Annotated in this window: 25 protein-coding genes and 2 pseudogenes; 25 read left to right on the forward strand and 2 right to left on the reverse strand. The window is 46.0% G+C overall.

The window, feature by feature from the left end:
- Positions 1-48 precede the first annotated feature (48 nt).
- The 12 genes and pseudogenes from FLB61_RS10705 to FLB61_RS10760 all read left to right on the forward strand — a co-directional run bounded on the left by FLB61_RS10705 (position 49) and on the right by FLB61_RS10760 (position 8,236).
- Complete coding sequence (locus FLB61_RS10705) at positions 49-495, forward strand: DUF3795 domain-containing protein (RefSeq protein WP_221920124.1); 447 nt, start codon at positions 49-51, stop codon at positions 493-495.
- A 57-nt stretch (positions 496-552) separates the two neighbouring features.
- A complete protein-coding gene (locus FLB61_RS10710) occupies positions 553-1,311 on the forward strand; it encodes a class I SAM-dependent methyltransferase (protein ID WP_087212614.1) in 759 nt (252 codons plus the stop codon).
- Positions 1,312-1,336: 25 nt separating this feature from the next.
- Entirely contained in the window at positions 1,337-2,098 is a 762-nt protein-coding gene (locus FLB61_RS10715) for an EFR1 family ferrodoxin (RefSeq protein ID WP_087201254.1), read from the forward strand.
- Positions 2,099-2,132: 34 nt separating this feature from the next.
- Positions 2,133-2,723: a hypothetical protein gene (locus FLB61_RS10720; protein ID WP_087201252.1), complete on the forward strand. Its 591-nt coding sequence runs from the start codon at positions 2,133-2,135 to the stop codon at positions 2,721-2,723.
- Between the two features lie 101 nt (positions 2,724-2,824).
- Positions 2,825-3,508 (forward strand): annotated as a pseudogene (locus FLB61_RS10725) (carboxymuconolactone decarboxylase family protein).
- 149 nt (positions 3,509-3,657) lie between these two features.
- Positions 3,658-4,218: a TetR/AcrR family transcriptional regulator gene (locus FLB61_RS10730; protein ID WP_087201249.1), complete on the forward strand. Its 561-nt coding sequence runs from the start codon at positions 3,658-3,660 to the stop codon at positions 4,216-4,218.
- A gap of 21 nt (positions 4,219-4,239) precedes the next feature.
- Positions 4,240-4,767: a flavodoxin domain-containing protein gene (locus FLB61_RS10735; protein ID WP_087201247.1), complete on the forward strand. Its 528-nt coding sequence runs from the start codon at positions 4,240-4,242 to the stop codon at positions 4,765-4,767.
- Between the two features lie 65 nt (positions 4,768-4,832).
- Positions 4,833-5,603, forward strand: a complete 771-nt coding sequence (locus FLB61_RS10740) for a GNAT family N-acetyltransferase (protein WP_087201245.1) — start codon at positions 4,833-4,835, stop codon at positions 5,601-5,603.
- Between the two features lie 43 nt (positions 5,604-5,646).
- Entirely contained in the window at positions 5,647-6,414 is a 768-nt protein-coding gene (locus FLB61_RS10745; protein WP_221920125.1) for a DUF6904 family protein, read from the forward strand.
- A gap of 65 nt (positions 6,415-6,479) precedes the next feature.
- The gene (locus tag FLB61_RS10750) at positions 6,480-6,932 is read left to right on the forward strand and encodes a GNAT family N-acetyltransferase (protein WP_330620636.1); all 453 of its coding nucleotides are present in this window, start codon (positions 6,480-6,482) and stop codon (positions 6,930-6,932) included.
- A gap of 191 nt (positions 6,933-7,123) precedes the next feature.
- Positions 7,124-7,717 carry an SOS response-associated peptidase gene (locus FLB61_RS10755; protein WP_087201240.1) on the forward strand — a complete coding sequence of 198 codons (594 nt, stop codon included), beginning with the start codon at positions 7,124-7,126 and terminating at the stop codon, positions 7,715-7,717.
- A gap of 39 nt (positions 7,718-7,756) precedes the next feature.
- Positions 7,757-8,236 carry an 8-oxo-dGTP diphosphatase gene (locus tag FLB61_RS10760; RefSeq protein WP_246599205.1) on the forward strand — a complete coding sequence of 160 codons (480 nt, stop codon included), beginning with the start codon at positions 7,757-7,759 and terminating at the stop codon, positions 8,234-8,236.
- Between the two features lie 14 nt (positions 8,237-8,250).
- On the opposite strand, the gene FLB61_RS10765 is transcribed toward FLB61_RS10760, so the two are convergent.
- A complete protein-coding gene (locus FLB61_RS10765; RefSeq protein WP_221920127.1) occupies positions 8,251-9,078 on the reverse strand; it encodes an AraC family transcriptional regulator in 828 nt (275 codons plus the stop codon).
- A gap of 182 nt (positions 9,079-9,260) precedes the next feature.
- Here FLB61_RS10765 and FLB61_RS10770 point away from each other — a divergent pair, with 182 nt between their 5' ends.
- The 9 genes and pseudogenes from FLB61_RS10770 (at position 9,261) to FLB61_RS10810 (ending at position 21,048) form a co-directional block, all read left to right on the forward strand.
- On the forward strand, positions 9,261-11,183 hold the full coding sequence (locus FLB61_RS10770; protein ID WP_221920130.1) for a PTS sucrose transporter subunit IIABC: 1,923 nt from the start codon (positions 9,261-9,263) through the stop codon (positions 11,181-11,183).
- A 12-nt stretch (positions 11,184-11,195) separates the two neighbouring features.
- Positions 11,196-12,653: a glycoside hydrolase family 32 protein gene (locus FLB61_RS10775; protein ID WP_221920132.1), complete on the forward strand. Its 1,458-nt coding sequence runs from the start codon at positions 11,196-11,198 to the stop codon at positions 12,651-12,653.
- An 84-nt stretch (positions 12,654-12,737) separates the two neighbouring features.
- Positions 12,738-13,097 (forward strand): molecular chaperone Hsp90, encoded by a 360-nt coding sequence (locus FLB61_RS10780; protein WP_087201229.1) that lies wholly within the window; start codon positions 12,738-12,740, stop codon positions 13,095-13,097.
- A 113-nt stretch (positions 13,098-13,210) separates the two neighbouring features.
- Complete coding sequence (locus tag FLB61_RS10785; protein ID WP_087212579.1) at positions 13,211-14,566, forward strand: MATE family efflux transporter; 1,356 nt, start codon at positions 13,211-13,213, stop codon at positions 14,564-14,566.
- A gap of 183 nt (positions 14,567-14,749) precedes the next feature.
- Positions 14,750-15,637 carry a Cof-type HAD-IIB family hydrolase gene (locus FLB61_RS10790; protein ID WP_221920134.1) on the forward strand — a complete coding sequence of 296 codons (888 nt, stop codon included), beginning with the start codon at positions 14,750-14,752 and terminating at the stop codon, positions 15,635-15,637.
- A gap of 105 nt (positions 15,638-15,742) precedes the next feature.
- Positions 15,743-16,495, forward strand: a complete 753-nt coding sequence (locus FLB61_RS10795) for a class I SAM-dependent methyltransferase (protein ID WP_221920135.1) — start codon at positions 15,743-15,745, stop codon at positions 16,493-16,495.
- 125 nt (positions 16,496-16,620) lie between these two features.
- Positions 16,621-17,859: a sensor histidine kinase gene (locus FLB61_RS10800; protein WP_221920137.1), complete on the forward strand. Its 1,239-nt coding sequence runs from the start codon at positions 16,621-16,623 to the stop codon at positions 17,857-17,859.
- 176 nt (positions 17,860-18,035) lie between these two features.
- Positions 18,036-18,617 (forward strand): annotated as a pseudogene (locus tag FLB61_RS10805) (ABC transporter ATP-binding protein); the annotation flags it as partial.
- Entirely contained in the window at positions 18,610-21,048 is a 2,439-nt protein-coding gene (locus FLB61_RS10810; RefSeq protein ID WP_246599206.1) for an ABC transporter permease, read from the forward strand. The pseudogene FLB61_RS10805 and the gene FLB61_RS10810, both read left to right, overlap by 8 nt.
- On the opposite strand, the gene FLB61_RS10815 is transcribed toward FLB61_RS10810, so the two are convergent.
- The gene (locus FLB61_RS10815) at positions 21,005-21,925 is read right to left on the reverse strand and encodes a PocR ligand-binding domain-containing protein (protein WP_221920140.1); all 921 of its coding nucleotides are present in this window, start codon (positions 21,923-21,925) and stop codon (positions 21,005-21,007) included. The two genes, FLB61_RS10810 and FLB61_RS10815, sit on opposite strands and share 44 nt — an antisense overlap.
- Positions 21,926-22,044: 119 nt before the next feature.
- Here FLB61_RS10815 and FLB61_RS10820 point away from each other — a divergent pair, with 119 nt between their 5' ends.
- The 4 genes from FLB61_RS10820 to FLB61_RS10835 form a co-directional block, all read left to right on the forward strand.
- Positions 22,045-22,911 carry a class II fructose-bisphosphate aldolase gene (locus FLB61_RS10820; protein ID WP_221920142.1) on the forward strand — a complete coding sequence of 289 codons (867 nt, stop codon included), beginning with the start codon at positions 22,045-22,047 and terminating at the stop codon, positions 22,909-22,911.
- A 22-nt stretch (positions 22,912-22,933) separates the two neighbouring features.
- Positions 22,934-24,337, forward strand: coding sequence for an L-fucose/L-arabinose isomerase family protein (locus FLB61_RS10825; RefSeq protein WP_246599207.1), 1,404 nt, complete (start codon positions 22,934-22,936; stop codon positions 24,335-24,337).
- A gap of 11 nt (positions 24,338-24,348) precedes the next feature.
- The gene (locus FLB61_RS10830; protein WP_246599208.1) at positions 24,349-25,878 is read left to right on the forward strand and encodes an FGGY-family carbohydrate kinase; all 1,530 of its coding nucleotides are present in this window, start codon (positions 24,349-24,351) and stop codon (positions 25,876-25,878) included.
- 35 nt (positions 25,879-25,913) lie between these two features.
- On the forward strand, positions 25,914-26,683 hold a 770-nt coding region (locus FLB61_RS10835; RefSeq protein ID WP_221920143.1), incomplete at its 3' end, for an aldose 1-epimerase family protein.

Below are 26,683 nucleotides of genomic sequence, written 5' to 3' on the forward strand. Positions count from 1 at the left end.
ATAATACGTGTAGAGAAATTCATAGTGGAGAGGAAGGACAGAAGGTATATGTTATCAATGTGTGGTGTGGATTGCTGCGGTAAATGTGCCAGAAAAGAAGAGTGCGGCGGCTGTGTCAAAACAGAGGGACGTCCTTTTGGAGGAAGGTGCATTGCAGCGGAATGCATTAAAAAAGGTGGTTTTGAGGCGCTTAAAAAAGCAAAATGTGATTTGATCGATGAAATCAATGCGCTTGGGATTTCGGATCTACATATAGAAGATCTGAACTTGCTGAATGGATTTTATGTCAATTTAGAATACCCGCTTGCAAATGGCCAAAGTGTAAAACTGCTTGAAGATAAAAATGTATATTTCGGAAATCAGGTGGAAATACCAGGAAGTGAAAGTTGTTACGGCATGGTAGCAGATGAGGAATATCTTCTTGTGTGTGAATATAAATGTAACGGAACTGATCCGAAAATCATCTGTTATAAAAAGAGGGAAAATCGGATCTGAAAACTAGTCATAAATAAATAAGAATACACACTCTTTAGTTTAAGAGGAGGATGAAAGATGACGACAGAAGAATTGAGGGCTGTCTGGGAGAAGGAAGAAGAAATTGCTCATATCCATGGATGGGATTTTTCACATATTTATGGAAGATACGAAGAAGAAAAGGATTTGCCGTGGGATTATCGAAGGATCGTTGAACAGTATTTGACAAAAGATGACGAGCTTTTGGATTATGATACTGGAGGTGGAGAATTTTTACTTTCTCTTCATCATCCTTATGTGAAAACCGCAGCAACGGAGGGATATCCTCCAAATGTGCTTTTGTGTAAGGAAACTTTGGAGCCGCTTGGGATTGATTTTCAAGAATGCAATGATCCATCTGATATTCCTTATGCAGATGCTTCTTTTGATGTCATCATTAACCGGCATGGGGACTTTGATGCATCAGAATTGTACAGACTTTTGGAGAAAGGAGGCGTGTTTATTACTGAACAAGTTGGCGGGGAAAATGACCGGGATCTGGTCGAAATGGTGCTGCCGGGGACGCCGGAACCATATCCTCATCTAAACTTGAAAGAGCAGCGTAAAATATTCGAAGAAGCGGGATTTCAGATTTTGAAGGCAGAGGAAGCATATAGACCGATTGTTTTTTATGACGTAGGGGCCTTCGTATGGTTTGCACGTATCCTGGAATGGGAGTTTCCTCAATTTTCTGTCAGTCGATGCTTCCCACAACTGTTGGAAATGCACAAGAAAATTGAAAAAGAGGGAAAAATAGAAGGAACCATCCACCGGTATTTGATCGTTGCAAAAAAGTGATGCGTACAAGTTGAGGAGGAAAACAGTGATCTTATATTTTACAGGAACAGGTAACAGCGAATACGTTGCAGAAAGAATTGGAAGAGAAGCAAATGACGAGGTCATAAATCTGTTTGAAAGGCTGCGTGAAAAGGATTTTACAGAAATACATTCTGAGCGCTCCTGGGTAATCGTCACGCCGACATATGCGTGGCGGATTCCGCGCATTCTGCAGGAATGGATGAAAAAGACGAAACTATCAGGGAGCCGGGATATTTATTTTGTCATGACTTGCGGAACCAATATCGGGAATGCCGGAAAATATTTGAAATCTCTGTGCAGAGAAAAAAGACTGCGATATTTTGGATGTCTGGAAGTGGTTATGCCGGAAAACTATATTGCTTTGTTTAAAACACCGACAGAAGAGGAAGCGTTAAACATTATCAGACGGGCAGAAAAGAGCATTGAAAAAGCGGCTGCTAAAATTAAAAATGGAGAGAAATTTCCGCGTATTTCTGCTTCAGCTGCAGATAAACTGAGCAGTGGCATTATAAATGATCTGTTTTACCCTCTGTTTGTTCACGCCAGAAAATTTTATACGACCGATTCGTGCATTTCCTGCGGAAAGTGCCGGGAAGTCTGTCCGCTTCAAAATATTCGCATGAACAATGGAAGACCGGTATGGGGTAAAGATTGTACGCATTGTATGGCATGTATTTGCAGATGTCCCAAAGAAGCTATCGAATATGGCAAACACAGCAGAGGGCTCCCGCGGTATACTTTCCCAAAAGAAAAAATTTTATCGTAAAGATTGCTTAGTATCAATAAAGGAGACAAAGAGTATGGATAAAAAGATTGCAGTAATATTTCCGGGAATGGGATATCACGTAGATAAACCACTTTTGTATTACAGCAGAAAACTGGCAGTGCAGTATGGGTATGAGATTGTTTGCGCCCAATACGGCACACTGCCTTCCGGCATCAAAGGAGATGCAAAGAAAATGTACGCTGCTTACGAGATGGCTCTGGGAAATGTGACAGATCAGCTTTCCAAGATAGACTTCGCCGCGTACACGCATGTGCTGTTTATATCAAAAAGTATCGGAACAGCGGTGGCTGCATCCTACGATGCAAATAAGGGAATTGGAGCAGGACATGTCTATTATACACCGGTGGAGGCCTCTTTTCAGGCGATAGGAAAGAGAGGAATCGTATTTCATGGAACAGGTGATGACTGGGCGAAGACAGATGTCATTGTCGAGGAATGCCAAAAAAGAGGATTGTCTCTTTTTTTGACGGAACATGCAGATCATTCTATGGAGACCGGGGACGCACTGAATGATCTGGAAATCATGAAAACGATCATGAAGGAAACAGAAGAGTATATCAAAGGATTTTCCAATAATAGGGAAATGCTTAAAAATACGTTGTAAGCATGACAAAGCAAAAGAAATAAGCATTAGACACATAAAAATACAGGTGCTATATTGTAGATGTCCGAGAGGGCATCTATTTTTTTCAGGAGGTGTCGGCAATGAACTTATATGAAACAGATAAAGAGTTTATGGAAATTTTTGAGCGGTTTGCTTTTGAGGAAGTTGTCCATGAAGAAGGGCAGGAACTGTGAGATCAGACGAGATACATGGCGATCCTTGCCGTGCTGATTGGATGCCAGGGACAAGAGGCATTCCGAATGATGCTGCCAAAGGCAATGGAAAATGGACTCACACCTGTGATGGTAAAAGAAATTGTGTATCAGGCGGCGGATTATGTGGGCTTTGGGCGTATGCTGCCATTTCTGCAGATCTCCAATAAAGTGATGGAAGAAAAAGGAATCGAACTGCCTGTGGAGCATCGGGGAACAACGACCGAAGAAAACCGTCTGGAAAAAGGTGTGCAGGCGCAGGTTGATATTTTCGGAGAGCATATGAAAGAGGCATGGAAAGCAGGACATATCAACAAGTGGTTGGCTGCAAACTGCTTTGGAGACTATTATACGAGAAATGGGCTGGATCTGGCACAGCGGGAACTCATTACTTTTTGCTTCCTTATAGCACAAGGGGGATGTGAACCTCAGGCAATCGCCCATGCAAAAGGAAATATGAATATGGGAAATGATAAAGAATTTCTGATCAAAGTTGTCTCCCAGTGTGTTCCGTATATTGGTTATCCAAGAAGTCTGAACGCCATATCCTGTATTGAAAAAGCAGCAGAGTAGACAGATGATAAAACGTTGGGTTTCTCTATAAATTGGCAAGGTGTAAAATCCTTGCCTTTTTTGTTGTGCAGTTGACGAGAGATACAAAAATATATATAATTATATTATATAAACGATTTATATAAAATGATTATAAAGAGGTAACATTTATGCCAAAACAGAGAATTACAAAAGAAATGGTTGTCAATGCTGCTTTTGAAATAGCGCGAAATAGCGGAATGGAACAAGTTATGGTAAAAAATATAGCGGATAAGATAGGCTGCTCTGTGCAGCCTATTTACAGCTACTGCAAAAATATGGAAGGATTGCGCAGAGATGTCGTTGAACAGGTGGGTGTCTTTATCCAGAACTATGTGAGAACCCATATTGATAAAGAGGACTTGTTCCGCAGTACCGGCAGAGTCTATATTCAGTTGGCAAAAGAAGAGCCGGCGCTGTTTCGCATATTTATTTTGCATCAGAGAAATGGGATTTCTTCTCTGGACGATTTATACAGAAAGGAAACAGATCCTCATGTTGCCGAATTTATTGCCGGTCAGCTGAACATAAGCACGGACAAGGCAAAGCAGTTACATCTGAATATGCTGATTTATACGATCGGGATTGGTACAATTTTTTCGGTTACTGAGCCGGGAATTTCAGCGGATGAAATATATATGCAGTTAGAAGCTGCTTATGAGACATTTTTAAAGCAGGCACTGTATGCTTAAGGAAGCGGAAAGGAGTTCGTTATGAAAAAGGGGATTATCATTTATCGGTCTAAGTATGGGGCAACGAAAAAATATGTAGACTGGCTAAAAGAAATGACGGATTTTGATTGTGTAGAAGCATCGAAGGTTCTTGTCGATGATGTGGCAAACTATGAAATGATCGTTCTGTGCGGTGGCATATATGCTTCAGGCATAGCGGGATTGTCGGTTTTAAAAAAGAATATCGGGAGATGGAAACAAAAAAAGATTGCAATATTCTGCGTGGGGGCTTCTCCATATGATGAAAATGCCTTTGAAGAGATCAAAAAACATAATCTAAAAGATGATTTAAAAGGAATCCCTGTTTTTTATGGCCGAGGAGCCTGGGATGAAGCCAAAATGACATGGAAAGACAGAACTTTGTGCAAGATACTGCAAAAATCGATTGCAAAAAAAGACCCAAGTACATACGAACCGTGGATGCAGGCGCTTATGTGCGCGGTAGGGCAAACGTGCGACTGGACAGATAAAAAATATCTGCTGCCGCTGATGGAATATTTGCAAGGGTAATTTACAAACAACATTTGTTTGATTACAATATTCACAGGATTAGGAGAAGAAAGCGAGGAAAAATTATGACAAATAAAGATATCCTGCGGATTGCAATGGAGCAGTCGGCAGCAGACATCAATTGCAAAGCGTCAGATTTTCTCTGTGAGCACCATGTCGTTGTCACATCCTGTGTGGGCGAGAAAGCACGAAAATATTATAGAGAACCGATTGCCTGTAATTTGGTCTCCTATGGAAACAATATCGTAGCATCGGTGCGGGAAGAATATAAAGATATTGTGGAAGAATACATAGGAAGATACGAGTTTTATCATTGTTTTGAAACACCAAATATGCACTGGCTTGAGGAAAGGCTGTCAAAGAGAGGACAAAAAGTATGCTTTATGGCAGAATATTATTTGCCGGATGTTGAAAAGCTGCGTGCGCTGCCTTGTGATTATGAGCTGAAAGTTTTGGAACAGAAAGATTTCGCCGAGCTGTATCAGCCACAGTGGGCAAACGCCTTATGTGAAGACAGAAAACAGCTGGATGTTCTGGGGGTTGGCGCATATGATGGCGGCAAACTGATTGGACTTTCGGGGTGCTCTGCCGATTGTGATACAATGTGGCAGATTGGTGTAGATGTACTGCCGGAGTACAGAAGAAAAGGAATCGCATCTTCACTTACCAGCACGTTGGCGGAAGAAATATTAAAAAGAGAAAAAGTTCCTTTTTATTGTTCGGCATGGTCCAATATCAGATCTGTGCGCAATGCTGTCAAAAGCGGTTTTCTGCCTGCGTGGGTGGAAATGACAGCAAAACCTGCAGAGATGGTAAATGAAATGAATCGGCAATAATTTGTCGATTTTCGGATAACAATAGCGAAAGGAGAAGGGCGGTATGTTAAAAGCGAAACCAACGACACATTTGACAGGGATTAATATACAGGGTGATTTTGGAGATTTTTACAGATTAGTAGACAGTATTCATCGTATGACAATAACGGAAGAAGAGCATATGGATGTTTACTACGGAGTAAAAAATCGTCTGCTTGGAATCTGCTATGACATTCGTCATGCATTTATGGGGGACCGTGATATTGTGTTGGAAGATAATGGAATGAATCAGGAAATCATGAAATGGCATGAAATGATCACGCCCACGCAGAATGTATACTATAGTGTGAATATATTGTTCCCGGAAGCTATTTTTGTAGCTGTGACGATTCCAAAGTTTTATCAGCTTGCGGCATGCTATTATGGACGCCGTTCGCGGTGTGCAGATATGGGGCTTCCTCCAATTCCATATGGATATTATCTTGAGGATAAGGCTAATTTGAATTTGTTGTGTGCGGTAATATGGCAGGCACTCGGGGAGGTTATCGGAGATGAAGAATTGGAAAAAATAATTCGCCTTGCGCAGAATTCCCATGAGGATTACATTAATTACGTGACACAGTATGTTGATAAATGTAACGTTGAGTTATTAAAAACTTCGGTGGAAAAACGTGGCAATAAACTCAAGAATATCGCAAAGCGATTTGTGAAAAAACCACAGACATATTATAACATGGAGAGAGAGTTCAAATATTGGGCCAGAGAAGAAGGGGTAAGCATTTATGATCTGGAAGATCCGGTAATTCAATATCCGGAAGAAATTGTATGGTAGGATTTATATAGAAATCAACGGCCAAGGAAGATTTGTAGATAGGGAAATAAGGAGGAACGTTGTCTGTGAAAATTCAAAAGATCAGAGAACATGCAGAATTAGCCGATGCAGCGGCAGTGTGGTTTCATGAGAAATGGGGAATCCCGCTGGAAGAGTACCGGGAAAGTATGGAAGAATGTCTCAAAAATGAACAAACGGTACCACAGTGGTATGTTGCCATGGAAGGAGAAAAGATCATAGGGGGCTTGGGCGTGATAGACAATGATTTTCACGACCGGAAAGATCTGGCTCCGAATGTGTGCGCGGTCTATGTGGAGGAGACACATCGCTGTCGGGGAATTGCGGGAGAAATGCTCCGGTTTGTATGTGAAGATATGAAAAATCTCGGGACAGACACGCTTTATCTGATCACGGATCATACCGCATTTTATGAAAGGTATGGATGGAAATATTACTGTATGGTCCAGGGAGATGGAGAGGAAGCGTTGTCACGGATGTACGTGCATGAGCAAAAATAAGGGAAAAGGAGAACAGACCATGTGCAGAGTAACTGTACATGGTCTGTTTTGTAAGAGAGATTGAAAACCAGACATTGCTATTGATGTGCTGCACGATACTGCGTATAATTATGATATGTAAAAGTTGTGACTTATGAAAAAGGGTTTTTTCAGATTATAGCGTCCACATTCCAGGAGAGAAGAGATAGAAGATGTGCAGCATTTTTTACATAGACAATACCATATTGCAGGATATGATAAAGATGGCAGTCCCTGGACGGGAGAGGGATTTGGAGAGAGTATGTTTCGCAAGAGATATCCGTCCTACCGAATGGGCACCGGTTCTTACGTGGAGTGAGAATGGGATCCGGCTTTCCAGTCAAAGATGGGGATATCCCGGAATCAGGAATACAGGGGTAATCATCAATGCCAGAGCGGAATCTGTCCGGGATAAAAAGATATTTGAGAACGGTATAAGATATCACCGGGCAGTCATACCGGCAAGCCATTTTTATGAGTGGAATACCAATAAAGAGAAAAGTACGTTCCGAAGAAGTGATGGAAAAGTGCTGTATATGGCGGGGTTCTTTGATATGTTGGAAAACGAAGAACGGTTTGTGATCCTGACGACACAGGCAAATAAGTCCATGCAAAATGTACATGACAGGATGCCGCTAATTTTAGAGAAAGATCAGATCGAACTATGGCTGCGAAATGGCAATGCGATAGATGAAATATTGAGGCAGATACCGGCGGAGCTGAAAAGGCACGCGGAATATGAACAGATGATGCTGTTTCCTGTCTGATCCCATGAGAACAGAAAAGGGAATAAGGAGATGAGAAGGTTGCCATATAAAAATGATCCAAAGACAGAAAACCGGACAGAACTGGTTAGATTCATGAATATGTGTATGGTAGAGAACGGCAGGGGAGATGTCCTTGCTCTCGACAAGGTAGATGACAGCTATTCAGGGACTACGTTTCCGGGAGGGCATGTAGAAAGAGGAGAATCATTCCATGACTCCATGATCCGGGAAGTTTGGGAAGAGACGGGTTTGTCGATCAAAAATCCCGTGCTCTGCGGCGTATATCACTGGACCAAAGAGGGGATCCACAATGTGGTTTTTCTGTACAAGGCAGACGAGTATACAGGAACACTGCAAAGTTCTGATGAGGGAGAGGTTTACTGGATTTCAAAAGAGGAATTCCGGAAAAAGGAGCTTGCTATCGGAATGGAACGTGTTTTGGAAATCATAGAGTCCGGGGATAAAAGGGAGTGTTTTATGTATCCTAAGGAAGAGGGGTATGTAGGGGCGTTATATTAAAGGGACTATCGGTTTTACAACAGTCTCTGTTTTTCTTTCCGGTACGCGGTGGGCGTCCGTCCCTTTTTCTGGCGGAAAAGCCTGGAGAAATAAAGGGCGTCATTGTAGCCAACAGACCGGGCGATATCACTGACCGGAAGGGAAGTCTCTTTTAAGAGGGAGCAGGAGCGGCGGATCCGGTAGTCCAGGAGGTATTCCTGCGGGGACATGCCGGTAATATCCTTAAACAAACGGTACAGATAGGTTCGCTCGATGTTCAGATGGTCGGCGATGACCTGGATGTTTACGGTATGGGCATAGTTGTTTTCGATGTAGCGGAGGGCTTCCTCCACATAGGAAATCTTCCTCTCTTTGGGTGGGATTGAAGTGCGTGGAAATTTGCACGCCAGAAGATAGAGATATTCGTACAGGATGCTGTTCATGATAAGGTCTCTGTTTTCCGGGAGCTGGTAGGCCTCAAACATTTTTTCATGGCAGAGTCTGACCCGGTCATCTTTTCCGTAGTGGAAATACGGGGTATCCAGAAGGGAGGTTCGCTTCAGATAGGACTCCATTTTGATACCCTGAAAACCGATCCACGTGTAAGTCCATGGATCATATTTGTCAGCTTCATAGTAGATCAATGTATTCGGGCGTATCAAAAAAGCGTCTCCTTCGGAGAGCTGATAGATATGCCCGTCTGTCTTGTAGATTCCTTTTCCCTTGAGAATGTAGTGGATGAGATATCCGCTTCGGACGACGGGACCATAATGATGCGACGGGGCGCACGTCTCATACCCGCAAGTGTAGATCATGGCATCCAGATTGCGGGAAAAATCATTGGAAAAAATATAGTCTTTCATCAGTACCTCCAAAAGAGCCAACAAAACTGTATAGTTAAACAACATTTCTCTATATTAATATCAGTATAATCCAGTATAATTAGATTTACAAGAACAAATCAAAACAGCATTTGTTCATGCCGCGGCAATGCATGGAAAATGGAGTTTTATAAGGATAAGATGAAAACGGGAGGTATTAAAAGATGGATGCGGAAAAAAGAAAACGCTATGAAAACATAGCTGGCGACCTCGTCCGACTTGCAGGAGGAAGAGACAACATTCTTGGAATCGCACACTGCGCGACGCGGCTTAGGCTTGTTTTGGAGGATAACGACAAGGCCGATATCAAAAAGATTGAAGATGTGGATCTTGTAAAAGGTGTTTTTGTGGCAGGGGATCAGCTCCAGATCATTTTCGGAGCAGGGCTTGTAAATGATGTATGCCAGGTTTTGGCGGAATCTCTCCATATGGACAGCATGAGCCTGGGGGATTTGAAGACAAAGGCAAATAAAAGGATGAATCCGCTGCAGCGGGCTGTTAAGGCACTGTCGGATGTCTTTATCGAGATCATGCCGGGAATCCTGGCGGCAGCGCTTTTGACAGGGCTTTCCAGTGTTCTTGGAAATCTAAAGATCGTGGAAAGCAACGATACACTTTATGGTATTGCGCGGCTGATCAATATTTCCTCTGGTGCGATCTTTGGTTTCCTGCCGCTTTGTGTCGCTTACAGTACGGTTAAGCGGTTCGGAGGAAGGCCGATCATGGGGATCGTCATCGGCTGTATCATGCTTTCCACAAGCTTGGCAGATGCCTATGCGGCAGCACAGGGGACCGTGGAAGTGACGACGCTGCATATCTTCGGATTTGGAGTGGATCTGATTGGATTCCAGGGAGGGATCATCGTAGCGCTTCTGATCGGTATCGTGACGGCAAAACTGGATGTTTTCTTTGAGAAAAAAGTGCCGGAAGTGATACGGCTTTTGGTATCTCCGCTTCTGACAACTTTGGTAAGCGCGTTCCTTCTCTTTATGATCATCGGACCGATCGGCCGGGGGCTGGCATCCGGCATCACAAATGTACTCGTGTGGATGACGGAAAATCTCGGTGTGGTTGGATACGCTGCATTCTCCGGTGTTCAGCAGCTGATCGTCATCACTGGTCTGCACCATGTGTTCGGAGCCATCGAATCGCAGCTTCTTGTAGATACGGGAAGGAATTTCCTGAATCCGCTTATGTCCGTGGCTATCATCGCCCAGGGCGGGGCGGTGTTAGGATATCTTGCAAGAAACAGAAAAGAAGCAAAGGCAAGAGAACTTTGCATTCCAAGTTTTGTATCCGTTCTCTTTGGAATCACAGAACCAGCACTGTTTGGTGTGAACCTTCGGTACCGTTATCCGCTTATTGGGGGATGTATCGGCGGCGCAATCGGTGGCGTCATCGTATATGTGACGAATCTGGCAGCCCTTGGATTTGGTACGACGGTTGTGCCAGGGATCGCACTGGCAGACCCGGCAGACAATGGGTATGTAAGTTACATCATCGCACATACGGCGGCACTGGGAGCCGGATTTCTCTTTGCATTTCTTCTGGGAGCGGCATTTGACAGAAAGAAAGAAACTGTGACGTCCATCCCGGAGAAATCGACAGAAGAGACAGCGCATCAGGGAAACCTTCCGGAAGAGATAGACGCCTTTGTGTCCGGAGAATGCATGGGAATCGAGGAAGTAAACGATCCGACCTTTTCCCAGAAGGTACTTGGAGACGGTGTGGCAATCCTCCCAGAGGAGGGGAAGGTCTTTGCACCGGCGGACTGCACCGTGGAGATGGTCACAGATACGAAACATGCGGTAGGACTTCGCACAAAGGCTGGCAATGGAATTTTGATTCACGTCGGAATCGATACAGTCAATCTGGCAGGAAAGTATTTTGATTTGTGTGCAAAAGAAGGACAGGAGTTGAAAGCAGGAGACTGTATCCTGGAGTTTGATAAAGAGAAGATTGCAGCTGAAGGATACGATACGACTGTCTGCATGGTATTTACAGAACTTCCGGAAGGGGTTCATATACAACGGACGAAAGAAGGCCGTGTGTCAGTAGGAGACAAGATTGCGGAGATTGTGAGGTAAAGAGGGAGTACAATGAAAAACTGGGTTCAGAAAGTCAGAGAAGAAGAGAAAAAGAAGGGAGGGACAGTGAAATACTGTCCTTTCCGGACAAACTATCATATCATGCCTCCGGTAGGATGGCTTAACGATCCGAACGGTCTTTGTCAGTTTAAAGGAATATATCAGACATACTTTCAGTACGCTCCGTTCAGTGTAAACGGTGGGGACGGATTTTGGGGGCACTGTACAAGCACAGACCTGCTCCACTGGGAATACCACGATCCGGTCATGGCGCCGGACATACCGGAAGACAGAAGCGGAGTATATTCGGGATCCGGACTTGTGGAAGGGGAGGAACTGACGCTTTTTTACACTGGTAATGTCAAGCTTCCGGGGGATTATGACTATATCGATGCCGGACGGATATCGAGCCAGATGATGGCAACGACAAAAGACGGACAGCATATGTCTGAGAAACGAAAACTCCTTGGACCGGAAGATTACCCGGAACATATGACAGAGCATGTTCGGGATCCGAAAGTGTGGAAAGAGGATGGAAAGTACCGGATGATACTAGGCGCGCGCGCCAGAGCGTACCGGAAGGACGGGACGCGGAAGGATAAGGGATGTGCACTTGTCTATGTATCTGAAGATAAGCAGCACTGGGATCTGGATCAGGAGATCCTGCCGGAAAACAATTTTGGATATATGTGGGAATGCCCGGATCTGTTTGTCATGGAAGATGCCGATGAAGACAAAAAGATAGAAATCTTGTCATTTTGTCCGCAGGGACTTCCGACAGAAGAAGGACGCTTCCAAAATCGGTATCAGTCCGGCTATGTCCTGATGTCCCAGATGGAAACGATCGAAGATGACTTTGTCGAGTGGGATATGGGATTTGATTTTTATGCGCCTCAGACCTTTGAAGATGATAAGGGAAGACGGATCCTTATCGGATGGGCAGGAGTTCCGGATACAGGGGAAGAGCATCGGAATTTGTCGGTGGAAAATGGATGGCAGCATTGTCTTACTATTCCAAGAGAGCTGACTCTTCAAAATGGAAAGATACTTCAGGAACCGGTACACGAAGTGGAAAGTCTTCCGTGGAAAGTGGAAAACTGGAATGGGGAAAGATTTTTCTGGGGGAAAAAGACAGTTCGGCTTACAGTTGACAATATCAGTCCGGAAGGCTGGAGGCTTTGTGTAGGCGGACCGGAAAATGGAGCGACATTCTCGGTAAAAGAAAAACATGCTGAGCTTTCCTTTTTGATGGAAACCGGAGAAGCAGCTGCCTGCGGAGGAGGAAGAAAAAAGCGGACAGGGATCCTTGAGATGGATGTGGAAAACGTGGAAATTCTGATTGACAGTTCCATTATGGAAATATTTATCAATGGAGGGGCGATGGTATTTACAACACGGATTTACCTGAAAGAAAATGAAAGAGAATTGTGGGCATCAAAAGCAGGGAAGCAGACACTTTGTGTCCTGTAAAAATTTGCAGAATGTATCGTAAAATCTGTCAGATTGTGTTAAGATAACAGTAGTGTCAGTATCAACATGGAAAGGGGTTTTACGATGAATCAGGAATTACGGGATTACGTTGCTGAAAAATCAAGAGAACTTATGAATGCGCCGTCTTGCAGCAGGGAAGCCAGAGAAGCTGCACAGGCATGGCTCGATGCAGTAGGTACAGACCGGGAAGAGGAACAGACGAAGAAGTATATTGCTGAGCTGGAACAGGATATCGTGACAGTGGATGGACTGGCAGCTTTTGCTGAATCAGAGGCCGGTATCCAGGTATTCGGCGGCGAGGAAGCAGCGAAAAATGTAGCCGCTCATGCAAGAGAGATCAAGGCAGCAGGAGCAAAATATTGTGACTGTCCGGCATGTGCAGCGGTGGAAGCAATTCTGGCGAAAAAAGAGCAGATGTTGTAAAACCAGGAAGAACAGATCGGGATCCGACACAGACGTGGCGGATCCCAGCTTTGTGTCCGAAAGTATATGGAGAGATGCTTTTGGAATATAGAAAGAAAAAGGGAGATGAGAGTATGAAAAAAAAGAAAGACCGCAGCGGCTATCTTTTTACCAACCGGGATCTGACAACGCTTCTCGTTCCACTGATCATAGAGCAGTTTCTGGCGGTCCTTGTAGGGATGGCGGACAGCATCATGGTTGCCAGCGTAGGGGAAGCGGCGGTTTCAGGTGTTTCGCTTGTGGACAACATTATGGTCCTTTTGATTAACGTGTTTGCCGCTCTGGCTACCGGGGGCGCAGTCGTGGCGGGGCAGTACCTTGGTCAGAAAAAGAAAGAAAAGGCGAGTGAGGCGGCAACTCAGCTCGTATGGTTTGTCACGATTTGTGCCGTAGTGATCACAGTTGTGATTTATCTTTGCAAAGGGTGGATTCTGAGAGGAGTATTTGGACAGATTGAGCCGGATGTCATGAGACACGCAGACATTTATCTGATGATCGTGGCGGCATCTATTCCGTTTATTGCTCTTTACAATGGGGGTGCGGCGATCTTCCGTACAATGGGAAATTCGGAAATATCCATGCGTGTGTCTATCGTGATGAACGTCATCAATGTGACGGGAAATGCTATCCTGATCTATGGATTCCACAGAGGGACAGAAGGAGTCGCGATCCCTACGCTTATATCCAGGATTACAGCAGGGATTTTGATCCTGATTCTTCTTTGCAGACCGGACAGGGCAGTCCATATTGAGCGGACATGGAAGTACCGGGCAGACTGGAAGATGATCAAAAATATTTTGAAAGTGGGAATCCCGAACGGGCTGGAGAACAGTATGTTCCAGCTTGGGAAAATTATCGTCTTAAGTCTTGTATCCACATTTGGCACATATGCCATAGCGGCCAATGCCGTTGCCAATACGCTGGCGTCTTTCCAGGTGCTTCCGGGGATGGCCATCGCTCTTGGCGTGACGACTGTCATTGCTCGTTGTGTGGGCGCAGGCGATTATGAACAGGCCACCTATTACACGAAGAAGCTGATGGGAATTACATATGTCAGCATGTTTGTTACAAACTTTGTGATCGTTGTCTTGCTTCCGGTTATATTGAAGGCTTACAACCTATCCGATCTTACAGCCAAGACGACGACGGAGATCACGATTTTTTATGGGGTGTGCTGTATCATAATCTGGCCGATCGCGTTTACGACGCCAGCCACATTTCGGGCAGCAGGAGATGCCAGGATGTGCATGATCATATCAGTTGCCTCCATGTGGATCTTCCGGATTGTTTTCAGTTATATCCTTGGAAAATATATGGGAATGGGACTCTTTGGCGTTTGGGCGGCTATGATCATCGACTGGGTCGTTCGCAGTATCTGTTTCATTGCGCGGTATGTCAGCGGAAAATGGAAACATACGGCGATTGCATAGAGGGATGGAACTGCTTTCTGTATTCCCGCGGAGAGAGACGAAAGCGATCTTTGAATACACGTGAGAGTGCATACGAAAAAAGCAGGCTGTGAGAATCCGTGATGAGGAGGAACAGCCTGTTTTTGTTGTAGAAAAAAAGAAAGTTGTGTTAAAATTAAAAAACTTACAGATGGAGAAAAAAGAATGATAAAAGTAATTGCAGCAGATATGGATGGAACATTGTTAAATCCGGAGCACACGCTTTCGGATGCCACATACAGGACGATTTTAGATGCACAGAAGGCAGGGTACCGATTTCTGATCGCAACAGGGAGGGATTATCCTTCAGCGGTAGGAGTTCTGGAGAAGTGGAACCTGAAATGTGATTTTATCACAGGAAGCGGCGCTGAAATACGGGATACCGAAGGCAAGATCCTTCAGACGATCGAGATGGATAGAAAATGGTTCCGGGAAATCTATGATTGTGCGGTGGCGGCGGGAGGATCCGTCCGCTTTTGTGCCGGAGGAATCGACTATCTCATCGGAGATCCGAAGACTGCCGAGCAGCAGATCCTGGAAGAATCAAGGCTCTTTTTGGGAGACGGATCGGACGAGGAGATCCGGAATATGGAACTGTTTCAGCAGATCTTAAAGAGGATACGGTGCCTCAGAAACGTAGAGGAAGTTTTGGAAAAGGAGATCCCTGTGTATAAGATCTTTATCACGGCAAAGGGAAAGACAGAGGCAGAAGCAATATGGAAAGAGATGGAGCGCTTTCCTAAGCTTGCCATCGCCTCCTCCTTTTTCAATAATGTGGAACTGACCCATGAGGATGCACAGAAGGGTAAAGCGATCGAGCAGTATATTACCTCTCTTGGTTACAAAAGGGATGAAGTTATGGTGCTTGGCGACAGTATGAATGATCTGTCGATGTTTCGGCAAGGATTTGGAGCTGCCGTGGCCATGGGCAATGCAGAACCGGTCATCCGTGAGGCAGCCGGGTATGTGACACTGTCCAACGCACAGGATGGGGCCGCGTATGCGATGCGTCTGCTTATGGAAGGAAGACTGGGAGAAATCCAAAAAGGATAGCCGTTTTGTACATCATTGACTTCCAAATGGCTGAGCATTACAATGGTGGAAAAGATTTTTGGCAATGACAGAGTTGCCAAAGATAGGCAAAGAAAAGGAGAGAGCATGAAATCATATACAGAAATCAATGCAGAGACCATCGATGAGTGGGTAGAGGAAGGATGGGAGTGGGGAAGACCTATTTCCCATGAAATTTATGAGGAGGCACGCACAGGCGAATGGGAGGTAGTGCTTACCCCAACAAAGCCTGTGCCAAAAGAATGGTTTCCGAAGATGGAAGGGGCAAAGATATTGGGGCTTGCATCCGGAGGAGGACAGCAGATGCCTATATTTGCAGCTCTGAAAGCAGAAGGGACCGTCCTGGATTATTCCGACAGACAGCTGGATGGCGAACGGATTGTGGCAGAGAGGGAAGGATATGACATACAGATCGTGAAAGCGGATATGACAAACCCGTTTCCATTTTCGGATGAGACGTTTGACATGATATTTCATCCGGTGGCAAATTGTTATATCGAGGAAGTACTCCCGGTGTGGAAGGAATGTTTTCGGGTGTTGAAAAAAGGCGGGATTTTGATGGCTGGTGTGGATATCGGCCTGAATTATATATTTGACGATGATGAGAGGATGCTTGTGAGAAAGCTTCCGTACAATCCGCTGCAGGATGAGGAACTCTACAAAGAGTGTATGGAGAAGCGGGATGGGATCCAGTTTTCCCACACGACAGAAGAGCAGATCGGCGGGCTTTTGAAAGCGGGGTTCCGTCTTACGGATCTATATGAAGACACCAATGGGGAGGGACGGCTGCATGAATACCATATCCCGTCTTTCCTTGCAGTACGGGCAGTAAAAGAGTAGAGAAGAGGGAGAAAATCGAACCGGATGCGGCCAGACCGGAATATATCCGAAATGTCCGGGGACTGGGGTATATATGGGATAAAGAGTGCGCAAGACGATAAGTAAAAAGGAAGGCAGCAGAAACAATGGGAAAAGCAGGAAAACGACTGGCAAAAAAAGCGGCGATGGGTTTTGTCCTTCTGTTCGCAGCGGTCCTGTTCCTGATCAGGATACAGTATCAGGAGTATGAGGAAAAAGTGACCGCCGCAGCGCAGATCATCCGTGCAGACAATCAGACGGACACAGCACTCTCTGTTTTAAAAGGAACAGGAACCATGACCATGGACGACGCAAAGAAAATTTTGGAGTCATATGGCTATGAAGACCTGGATGCCAATGAGTTTGGCCGAGAATTTCTTCAGAGAAGCTGCTGGATTGCGGGAGGCGGCCTGGTACTTTGGCTGCTCTTTCTTCTGATGCTTGTATGGGAAAAGCAAAAGACCGAACGGGAAAGGGATCGCATGGTCCGGAAGATCGCATCCATTTTGGAAGATGTGAGGGAAGGCAGGTACGGGCCGGACTATTATGACATTTTTACCGAAGAGCAGGGCGGGATTACAATGCTTTTGGATGAGGTGGATTCCCTGTGCAGCTATCTGGAGGTTGTGACGGATCAGGCCAAAAAGGAACGGGAGGGGGTAAAAACTCTCGTAACCGATATTTCCCACCAGCTCAAGACACCTGTGGCTGCGCTGAAATCTTGTTTTGAAGTGCTGACGAAAGAAGATCTCACAAGTGAGGAACGGCAGGAGTTCGAGTCCCGGCTGTCTGTACAGCTTTCTGGTTTGGAGAAACTTTCAGGTATCCTTGTGAATATTTCCCGCATGGAGACAGGAATGATCGAGCTCTCCCTTTGCGAGGGAAAAATCTTCGATACGATCCTGGAAGCGGTCAACAGAATTTGGGAGAAAGCAGATAAAAAACAGATCGAGATTGAGATGGATGCGGATCCTGAAATCGAGTCTCTCAAGATTCCGCATGACAGAAAGTGGCTTGGGGAAGCGCTGATCAATGTTCTGGATAATGCGGTAAAGTACAGCCCAAAGGGGAGCCATATTTTTCTGAGAGCAGAAAAAAGGCTGTCTTTTCTCAGAATCGAAATCCAGGATGAAGGGATCGGAATCCAAAGAGAAGAATACCACAAAGTGTTTCAGCGGTTTTACCGGGGAGATCGGCCAGAGGTAAAGAAAGAAGAAGGGTCCGGCATCGGACTTTATCTGACGCGGAAGATCATAGACGGCCACAATGGGATCATCAGCGTGAATACAGGAAAAGGAGCAAAGACACAAGGAAGTACCTTTGTCATTCAGCTTCCGTACCGATAGAAAGAAGAGGACCAGAAGCGGGGAAAATGAAACCGTGGAGAGGTCCTTTTCTACTGCTTTTTATCATTTCTTACAGTTTTGTAAGTGTCTTTTATTTTTCTGAAAGTGGGCTGTAAGAGAAGGCGTGTATGATGTAGGATAGAAAGAAGAAAGAACTGGCAGAAAGGAAGACACATATGGACAGAATATTGGAAACAAAAAATTTATGTAAATATTACGGAAGCGGAGAAAATGAAGTAAAGGCGGTAAGAAACGCAAATCTCGAAATCCAGAAAGGAGAGTTTGTGGCTATTGTGGGGAAATCCGGCTCGGGAAAAAGTACCCTCCTTCACATGCTGGGAGGTCTGGACACCCCTACAAGCGGGAAAGTACTGATCCGTGGAAAGGATATCTTTTCTTACAAAGAAGATGCTCTTGCAAGGTTTCGGAGACGTAAGATCGGATTTATCTTCCAGTCCTTTAATCTTGTTTCTTCCATCAATGTGTGGGAAAACATTGTTCTTCCGATGGGGCTTGACGGAAGAAAGGCAGACGAGGAGTTTGTGATGGATATCGTAAGGACGCTGGGACTTGAAAAGAAGCTGCAAAACCTGCCAAATACACTGTCTGGCGGGCAGCAGCAGAGAGTGGCTATTGCAAGGGCATTGTCCTCTAAGCCGGATATACTCTTTGCAGATGAACCGACCGGTAACCTGGATTCCAGGACGAGTGATGAAGTCATTGGACTTCTGAAAATGTCGGTGGAAAAATATGGGCAGAACTGAAATGAAAACCATCACAAAACTTGCACTGAGCAACAACAAAAAGAATAAGACAAGGAGCGTTCTTGTCATGGTGGCGGTATTTCTTACGATGACGCTTCTGTCCGCCATCGCAACTTTCGGTTATTCCACAATCAAATATGAAAAGCTGAACGCAGAAAAATTTTACGGCGATTATTACGGAATGTATGTGGGAGTAGCGGAAGATCAAATACATTCCATGGAACAAAGAAGTGAGTTTGCGGAAGTGGGCAGGGCAGCTTCCGTGGGAGAAGTGGAAAACAAAAGCCGCCTTGCCTTATCCTGGATGGGCGAAAAAGCTCTTGAAATGACCAATCTGAAAGAGCAGTTGGAAACAGGAGTATTTCCGGAGAAAGAAAATGAGATTGCAGGACCGGAGGAATTTTTTGAGAAACTCGGATATCCGGAAGCCAAACAGGGCGACAAGATCAAACTTCGGTTTCGGAGAAATAACCAGGAAACATACAGAGACGCGGATTTTGTCGTGAGCGGTATCACAAAATCGCCTGTAGAGCTGGAAAATCAGTCCTATGCCGCCTATGTGTCCGAAGATTTTTACAAAGCGGTCTATAAAAATGGAGAGCGTGCATTCAATGCGTATTTTAAATTTTCAGAAGAAGTACAAGTGAATGCGGAGACAGTGGAGATGACTGCAAAAGATCTGGCAGAAGAATGCGGCATCAATCCAAGTCAGACAGTCATCAACACATACTATACATTCTGGGCGCTGGATCCAGGGATGGAGACGATACTCGGATGCGTGGTAATCGCACTTATTGTATGCCTCTTTTCCGTCCTTGTCATCTATAATATTTTCCAGGTGGGTATCATCCAGAAGATCCAGGAATACGGAAAAATCCGGGCGCTTGGGACGACGAGAAAGCAGATGCGAAAGCTCGTCTTTCGGGAAGGGATGACGCTGGCGCTCCCGGCCATTATTCCGGGGATGATCGCAGGAGCCGGAATTACCGTGGCGTTCATGCATTACTGGCTGGAAAAGAGCCAGTCTGTGATGGGGAGAGAGGCTTACACCGATTTTTCTATGGTGTCCGTTCCACTCCTTCTTTTGTGTGCAGCCGTTTCCCTCCTGGCTGTTTGGGCGGCATTGAAAAAACCAATGAAACTCGTGGCGAAAATTTCTCCGGTGGAGGCGATCCGCTTCCAGGGAGACGGATCAAAGAGACGAAAAGGATTCAGAAAAGGGAAAAGGCAAATGAGTGTCGGAACCATGATGACTGCAAATCTGGCTATAAACAGGAAGCGAACTGTCGTGACAATCCTGACGATGGGACTTTCCTGTGTTCTCTTTGTGGTAATTTCGAACTTTACAGGAAATATCAGCACGAAATACGATGCGAAAAAACAGGTGCCATACGGGCAGTTTCAGATTGCCCTTGATTATGATTTGAGCGATACGGCCTACCCGGAAAATAACCTGGATTCCATCCTCCAGAATAATCCTTTTGATGACGCATTTTTGCAGGCACTTGAGGAAATCGACGGAGTTACGGAGGTACGTCTGCAGAACATCCTCTATGCGCGGGATGCAGAAGGAAACCTGCAGAGTGTCGGAGTGCTGGGAAAAGAAGAGTTTGAAGATGAAGCATATCAAGGTTCATTAAAAGGGACAGTGGATTACGACAAAGCAGCAAAAGAAGATGCATTTATCTACGGCTGGAGTTACTTCATCGAAGAAAGCGGATATGACATTGGAGATCAGATACAGATGGAACTTGGCGACAAAGACCGGACCGTATCGATGGAAGGGGAAATGCAGGGAGCTTTTGGAAGCAGCAATATGGATTGGATGATCACGGAGGATACTTATCGTAAACTTGGATTTACAGAAGACAACCCGGGGATGATCTGGGTGGACTGCAAAGAGGCAGACTGTGCAAAAGTAGAGGCAGAGATCCAAAATCTGCTGGAAGGAAAAGAACACTATGAGCTGAGCAGCTATCTCGGTGCACTGGAAACGGCGGAAAGCACTCTCGGCATGTTCGAGATGCTTGCCTATGCGCTCCTCTTTCTTGTGGGACTGATCGCCTTTATGAATATGGCCAACACGATGATCATCAGCATCATCACAAGAAAAAGGGAGCTGGGCGTCCTGCAGGCTCTTGGTATGACAAATCGGCAGCTCAACGGGATGCTGAGAAATGAAGGACTTCTCTTTACATTAGGCAGTGTCATGATCGCTCTGGCAGCAGGAATGCCTCTCGGATACGCACTTTTCCGATACGGCAGAGAGCATGGATATTTCGGATTGGACGTGTATCATGTCCCGCTTGCAGAAATTATGTGTATGATTCTCATTTTGGCAGTGCTGCAGATGGGACTCTCCTTTATCCTGAGCAGGAATGTCAAGAAAGAATCGATCGTGGAGCGGATCCGGTATCAGGAATAGCAGCAAGGTGTTGTCTTCGGTATGCTTTGGGGGTAACGCCGGTTACCCGTTTGAACATAGTTATGAAATAGTTGTAGTTTGCAAATCCGCACATGGATGAGATTTCACTAATGCGAAGTTCCGGGTGTTCCAAAAGAAGAGACTGAGCTCGGGCCACACGGAGATTTCGGATATGCTGGGCAATTCCGGTCCCATAGCTTTGGTGGGCGATCTCGTAGAGAAACGTCTTCCCAATATGGAATTCCCGGCAGATATCGCAAGCGCTGAGGTTTTCGTCCAGATGTGCCATGATATAATCGTCGATCTGGACCGGAAGCTCCTGGCGGCGGATCGTGACCATACGCTCCATGCATAGATAAGACGCCACGGCATGGAGCAGGTGGGAGGCCGCAAGGATATATTCTTCCGAAATGATGGGACGCTTCAGGCAGGCGGCATGAAGCGCTTCTTCGTCCACGTGGCAGGAACGGCATCGGGATCGGATCTCTGTCCATCCGGTCTCATAGTCCGGGTAGGAGAAGACGTGTCCGAAAAACAGGTAACCGATGACGATATTTCCGAAATACACAGGAGAGATAGCTTCGGTAAGACCAGCGTGACAGCGGTAAATATAGGTAGCATGCCGGGTGGAGGCCGCCCGGCATGCTTCTTTGTCACATAGGCGGCACTGCTTGGCAGAGACAGGATCACTGCGCAGCAGGCGGCAGAATTCCGGCAGATGTTCCGGATAAGAAGACAGTTCTTCAAACCGTTCATCAAAGAGGGTTACCCGAATCCTCGTCAATGTATAGAAATCACGAAACAATTCTTTTACTTTATCCAGATTGAAAGATGAGATCATCTTGTCGATTCTCCTTCCATAAAACTTTGTTTTCATTATACCTGTTTTGCGAACGAATTCAAAGTAAAACGCACATCTCTTTATATATTTCCCCAAATCCATCACGTAAAATAAAGTTAAGATTTGCCACAGAGAAAAAGAGAGGATGATGGAGAATGCTCGTAACATTAAAAGAAATATTGGAGATGGCGGAGGAAAGAAAGATGGCGGCAGGATCGTTTAACACGCCGAACTTGGAAAGCCTGCAGGCAGTCATCGGTGCTGCGGAAGAATTAAAACTTCCGGTCATCGTACAGTTCGCCCAGTGCCATGAAGATTTGATGCCGTTGTCTGTCATAGGACCGATCATGGTAAGGATGGCGAAGGAAGCAGATGTCCCGGTCTGTGTCCATCTCGATCACGGGGAAACGCTGGAGTATCTGGAAAAGGCACTGGAGATGGGATTTACATCTATCATGTATGATGGTTCCGTGCTGGATTACGATAAGAATGTCGAGAATACGAAACGAGCGGTGGAGATGGCCCAAAAGTGGGGGGCTTCCGTGGAGGCCGAACTCGGATCGATGGGAAAAAGAGAGTCGGGAACAGGCCATGAAAAAGAGCCGGAAGAAGATGAGACAAAGATTTATACAGATCCGATCCTGGCTAAGGCATTCACAGAGGAGACTGGGATCGATGCCCTGGCCTGTTCCTTTGGGACGACTCACGGCATCTATCTCACAGAGCCGAAGCTGGACTTTTCCGTAGTGGAAAGAGTGAGGGAGGAGGCAGGAAACATTCCTGTCGTCATGCACGGAGGATCCGGGGTAAGCAGGGAAGATTTTCACAGAGCCATCGAGGCGGGAGTGCGGAAGATCAATTATTTTACTTACATGGACAAGGCGGGCGGAACAGCTTGTCTGGAGTACGGAAAGGGACAGGAAGGCAAAGGGCCTCTCTTTTTCACGGAAACGATCCGGGCGGCAAGAGAAGCAATGAAGGAAAATGTAAAAGAGGCCATGCAGATTTTTGCAGGGCGGTAATGAGCAGAAAAGGGGAAGAAAAATGAGAAAAATGACATTTGCACTTTGTTTTGGAAATCGAGGATTTATGCCGGGAGAACTGATCTTGGGGGCAAGGAAAGACATGGTCAAGGCTGTCACGGATGCAGGGTATGACTACCTGATCATGGAGGAGGATGCCACGAGATACGGGGCTGTGGAGACAAGAGATGAGGGAAGACTATATGCGAAATGGCTGAAGTCCCACGAAGGGGAATACGATGGCGTCATCTTCTGCATGCCGATATTTGTGGATGAAAACGGAGCAATCCAGGCACTGGAAAACGCAGGTGTGCCGATTCTGATGCAGGCATACCCGGACGAGATAGGGAAGATGGATTTCCAGCACAGAAGAGATGCATTCTGCGGAAAATTCTCTGTGACTGATGTATTCAGCCAGTATAAAGTACCGTTTACTGTTCTGAAACCGCATGTGGTTCATCCGCTGTCTCCGGCTTTCGCACAAAATCTCCGAGATTTTGCGGCCATCTGCCGGGTCGTAAACGGAATGAAACATTTCAATGTAGGATGTATCGGCGCCAGGACGACAGCGTTTAAGACGGTGCGGTTCGATGAGATCACGCTTCAGAAATACGGGATCAATGTGGAGTCCTTTGACCTCTCCGAACTGATCTACAAAGTCCAGAATATGGACGATGCAGATCAAAACGTCATTGATAAGAAAGAACGGCTTGAGAAGTACACCGATTTTTCCATGGTACCGGAGAAAAATAAAACGACATTGGCAAAGATCAGCGTTGTGCTGGATCAGTACATCGAGACGTATCATTTGGATGCTCTTGCGCTCCGGTGCTGGAATGAGATGGAGACGATCCTTAGAGTTTGTCCATGTGTATTGTTAAGTGAATTAAACGACAGGGGAATCGTTGCATCCTGCGAGATCGATCTTTGTTCGGCCATTACCATGCGGGCCATGAATCTGGCATCCGAAGAGCCGACGGCAGTTCTTGACTGGAACAATAACTATGGAGATCAGGAGAACAAGGTCATTTTGTTCCACTGTGGGCCGGTGGCACAGTCTCTCATGACAGGGAAAGGAACAGTAACAGAGCATAAGATGTTCGCAAAAGATGATCCGGGCTCCGGCTGGGGTGCAAATGAAGGGCGGATCAGGGCATTCCCTATGACATTTTCCAACTGTAAGACGGAAGACGGAAAGTTGACCGTCTATGTAAGCGAAGGGACGTTTACCGGAGAACCGATCGAGGAGACGTATTTCGGATGTGCCGGTGTGGCAGAGATACCGGATCTTGAGAACAAACTGATTCGGCTAGCAAGAGGCGGATTTAAACACCACACGTCAGTTGGGGTAGGACATATGAAAGATGTGCTCACAGAAGCATTCGAGACATATCTACACTATGACGTGGTGTCCATCGAGTCGTAGAAGGAAAAAAGATGTTGCCGGAAAATCAGACGAAGAGACAGGAGGGAGACAGAGTGAAGATCGCAGGACTGGATATCGGGACAACCGGATGCAAGATCACGGTGTTTGACGAGAAAGGACAGAGGCTTTTAAAGGAATACCGGGATTATCCGGTATCCCGAAAGCATCACGAGCATGAGATCGACATTGCAGGTGTAAGAGACAGCGTACTTGCAGTCGTAAAAAGCATGACGGAGAGCTGCCCGGATATTGGAGGCATTGGGGTAACGAGTTTTGGAGAGACGTTTGTTGTGACGGACGAGGAAGGGACACCGCTTTTTCCATCCATGCTTTATACTGATCCGCGAGGGCAAAAAGAGTGTGACATATTGAAAGAAAAGATTGGGGAAGAACGGCTTGCCGAGATTTCCGGGTTGGTGCCGCACGAAATGTACAGTATTGCAAAGATTATGTGGGTGTTCCGAAACAGGCCGGATGTATGTGAAAAGGCTGCACATATTTTTTTGATCGAAGATTACATCGTATATTTACTCACAGGCGTCTGTCAGATCGACTATTCTCTGGCGGCCAGGACAATGGCCTTCGATATACGGGCACTGGATTGGAGCCAGGAGATACTGGAGGCAGCAGGCGTCCGCAAAGAGCTTTTCTCCAAACCGGTCCCGACGGGGACAATAGCAGGAGAACCGCTGGAAGAGATATGCAGGCAGACCGGACTTTCCAGCCAGACAAAGATTGTCTCTGTCAGCCATGATCAGGTGGCGGCAGCTGTGGGTGCAGGCGTATTTGACGAAACAAAAGCAGTGGATGGTGCAGGGACGGTGGAGTGCATGACTTGTGTCCTCTCCGAGATTCCGAAAAATCCGGAATTTTATAAAGGGAAATATGCGGTCACGCCGTACATTGTCCCAGGAAAATACTTGTGCTACGCATTTTCTTACACAGGCGGAGCGCTGCTCCAATGGTTTCTTGAGACATTTGCGGGAGACGAATTGAAAAAAGCGAAGGAAGAGAATGTGTCGGCGTATGATGTGATGGAAGCAGGGTACAGCGGGCCGACAGGTCTCCTTGTGCTTCCGCATTTTGCAGGGGCGGCCACCCCATATATGGATACGGGATCCAAGGGGGCAATCCTTGGACTTACGATGGAAACAGAGAAGAAAGAGATTTACTGGGCATGTATGGAAGGAGTAGCCTACGAGATGAGGCTCAATGAAGAGATCCTAAGATCAGCAGGAATTTCCTTTTCCATGCTTCATGCCACCGGAGGAGGGGCATCCTCCGAAGTGTGGACTCAGATCAAGGCAGATGTACTCAATGTGCCGATCAAGGTGCTGGAGGCAAAAGATGCAGGCACCGTCGGAAGCGCTATGATCACAGGGACGGCTGTCGGGTATTTTCAGGATCTGAAAGAAGCGGCCAAATGTATGATCCGGGAAAAAGGAATCTGTTATCCTGATGCAGGACGGCATGAGGCGTACGAAAAAATATTTCAGCGGTATCGTCATCTCTATGAAGCAGTACGCCCTCTCGTGGGATAACTGGCTGGATCGAGGAGAAAAGGAGGAAACAGAGTATGAATCCGTATATAGGACATGAATCACAGATTTTCGGAGCAGAAGAACATCGCCTCACAGGAGGAAAAGGAGACGGAATGCGGCTTTTGGAGGTGTGGAACGGCAAAGGGCTGGAATTGACGATATCATTGGACCGCGCCGCAGATATTTCAAGACTTCGATTCAAAGGCATGAATATGGGGTACTTCTCCCCATGTGGTTATGTGGCACCGTCATACTATGACAGGAGAGAAGACCACTTCCTCAAATCCTTTACCGCAGGATTTCTAACGACATGCGGACTGGAATCCGTAGGCGTACCGTGTATTGACGAAGGAGAATCCGTACCCATGCATGGATCCATCTCCAATACACCGGCCTCATACTATTACTGGAGAAAAGAAGACGATGAACTGGTAATCTATGCAGAAATATCCGATGAGACAATCTTTTCCAGAAAACTGAAACTCTGCCGCGAAATCCGGATCAGCCTCCAAGAAAACACCTTCCGGATCCATGACCAGATCCAAAATGAAGGCGACCGCACCGAACCAGTGGAAATTCTGTATCATATGAATATGGGATACCCAATTTTAGATGAAGACAGCAAAATTACGGTATCATCCGAACACGTCCGCCCACGCAATCAACACGCAGCCGAAGATATAGAAAACTGGATGCATATGGAAAAACCCCAGCCAGGATACGAAGAACGATGCTACTACCACGAATGTACAAAAAAAGGGATGGCATCCATCTATCAACCAAAACTGAAAATGGGACTCGCGCT

The organism is Sellimonas caecigallum, from assembly GCF_019754295.1.
GTDB classification, from domain to species: domain Bacteria; phylum Bacillota; class Clostridia; order Lachnospirales; family Lachnospiraceae; genus Sellimonas; species Sellimonas caecigallum.

Bases quoted from the DNA above. Each gene is read 5' to 3' on its own strand.
- FLB61_RS10705 (WP_221920124.1), top strand. From the start codon at position 49: ATGTTATCAATGTGTGGTGTGGATTGCTGCGGTAAATGTGCCAGAAAA.
- FLB61_RS10710 (WP_087212614.1), top strand. From the start codon at position 553: ATGACGACAGAAGAATTGAGGGCTGTCTGGGAGAAGGAAGAAGAAATT.
- FLB61_RS10720 (WP_087201252.1), top strand. From the start codon at position 2,133: ATGGATAAAAAGATTGCAGTAATATTTCCGGGAATGGGATATCACGTA.
- FLB61_RS10730 (WP_087201249.1), top strand. From the start codon at position 3,658: ATGCCAAAACAGAGAATTACAAAAGAAATGGTTGTCAATGCTGCTTTT.
- FLB61_RS10735 (WP_087201247.1), top strand. From the start codon at position 4,240: ATGAAAAAGGGGATTATCATTTATCGGTCTAAGTATGGGGCAACGAAA.
- FLB61_RS10740 (WP_087201245.1), top strand. From the start codon at position 4,833: ATGACAAATAAAGATATCCTGCGGATTGCAATGGAGCAGTCGGCAGCA.
- FLB61_RS10745 (WP_221920125.1), top strand. From the start codon at position 5,647: ATGTTAAAAGCGAAACCAACGACACATTTGACAGGGATTAATATACAG.
- FLB61_RS10755 (WP_087201240.1), top strand. From the start codon at position 7,124: ATGTGCAGCATTTTTTACATAGACAATACCATATTGCAGGATATGATA.
- FLB61_RS10765 (WP_221920127.1), bottom strand. From the start codon at position 9,078: ATGAAAGACTATATTTTTTCCAATGATTTTTCCCGCAATCTGGATGCC.
- FLB61_RS10770 (WP_221920130.1), top strand. From the start codon at position 9,261: ATGGATGCGGAAAAAAGAAAACGCTATGAAAACATAGCTGGCGACCTC.
- FLB61_RS10775 (WP_221920132.1), top strand. From the start codon at position 11,196: ATGAAAAACTGGGTTCAGAAAGTCAGAGAAGAAGAGAAAAAGAAGGGA.
- FLB61_RS10780 (WP_087201229.1), top strand. From the start codon at position 12,738: ATGAATCAGGAATTACGGGATTACGTTGCTGAAAAATCAAGAGAACTT.
- FLB61_RS10785 (WP_087212579.1), top strand. From the start codon at position 13,211: ATGAAAAAAAAGAAAGACCGCAGCGGCTATCTTTTTACCAACCGGGAT.
- FLB61_RS10790 (WP_221920134.1), top strand. From the start codon at position 14,750: ATGATAAAAGTAATTGCAGCAGATATGGATGGAACATTGTTAAATCCG.
- FLB61_RS10795 (WP_221920135.1), top strand. From the start codon at position 15,743: ATGAAATCATATACAGAAATCAATGCAGAGACCATCGATGAGTGGGTA.
- FLB61_RS10800 (WP_221920137.1), top strand. From the start codon at position 16,621: ATGGGAAAAGCAGGAAAACGACTGGCAAAAAAAGCGGCGATGGGTTTT.
- FLB61_RS10810 (WP_246599206.1), top strand. From the start codon at position 18,610: ATGGGCAGAACTGAAATGAAAACCATCACAAAACTTGCACTGAGCAAC.
- FLB61_RS10815 (WP_221920140.1), bottom strand. From the start codon at position 21,925: ATGAAAACAAAGTTTTATGGAAGGAGAATCGACAAGATGATCTCATCT.
- FLB61_RS10820 (WP_221920142.1), top strand. From the start codon at position 22,045: ATGCTCGTAACATTAAAAGAAATATTGGAGATGGCGGAGGAAAGAAAG.
- FLB61_RS10825 (WP_246599207.1), top strand. From the start codon at position 22,934: ATGAGAAAAATGACATTTGCACTTTGTTTTGGAAATCGAGGATTTATG.
- FLB61_RS10830 (WP_246599208.1), top strand. From the start codon at position 24,349: ATGTTGCCGGAAAATCAGACGAAGAGACAGGAGGGAGACAGAGTGAAG.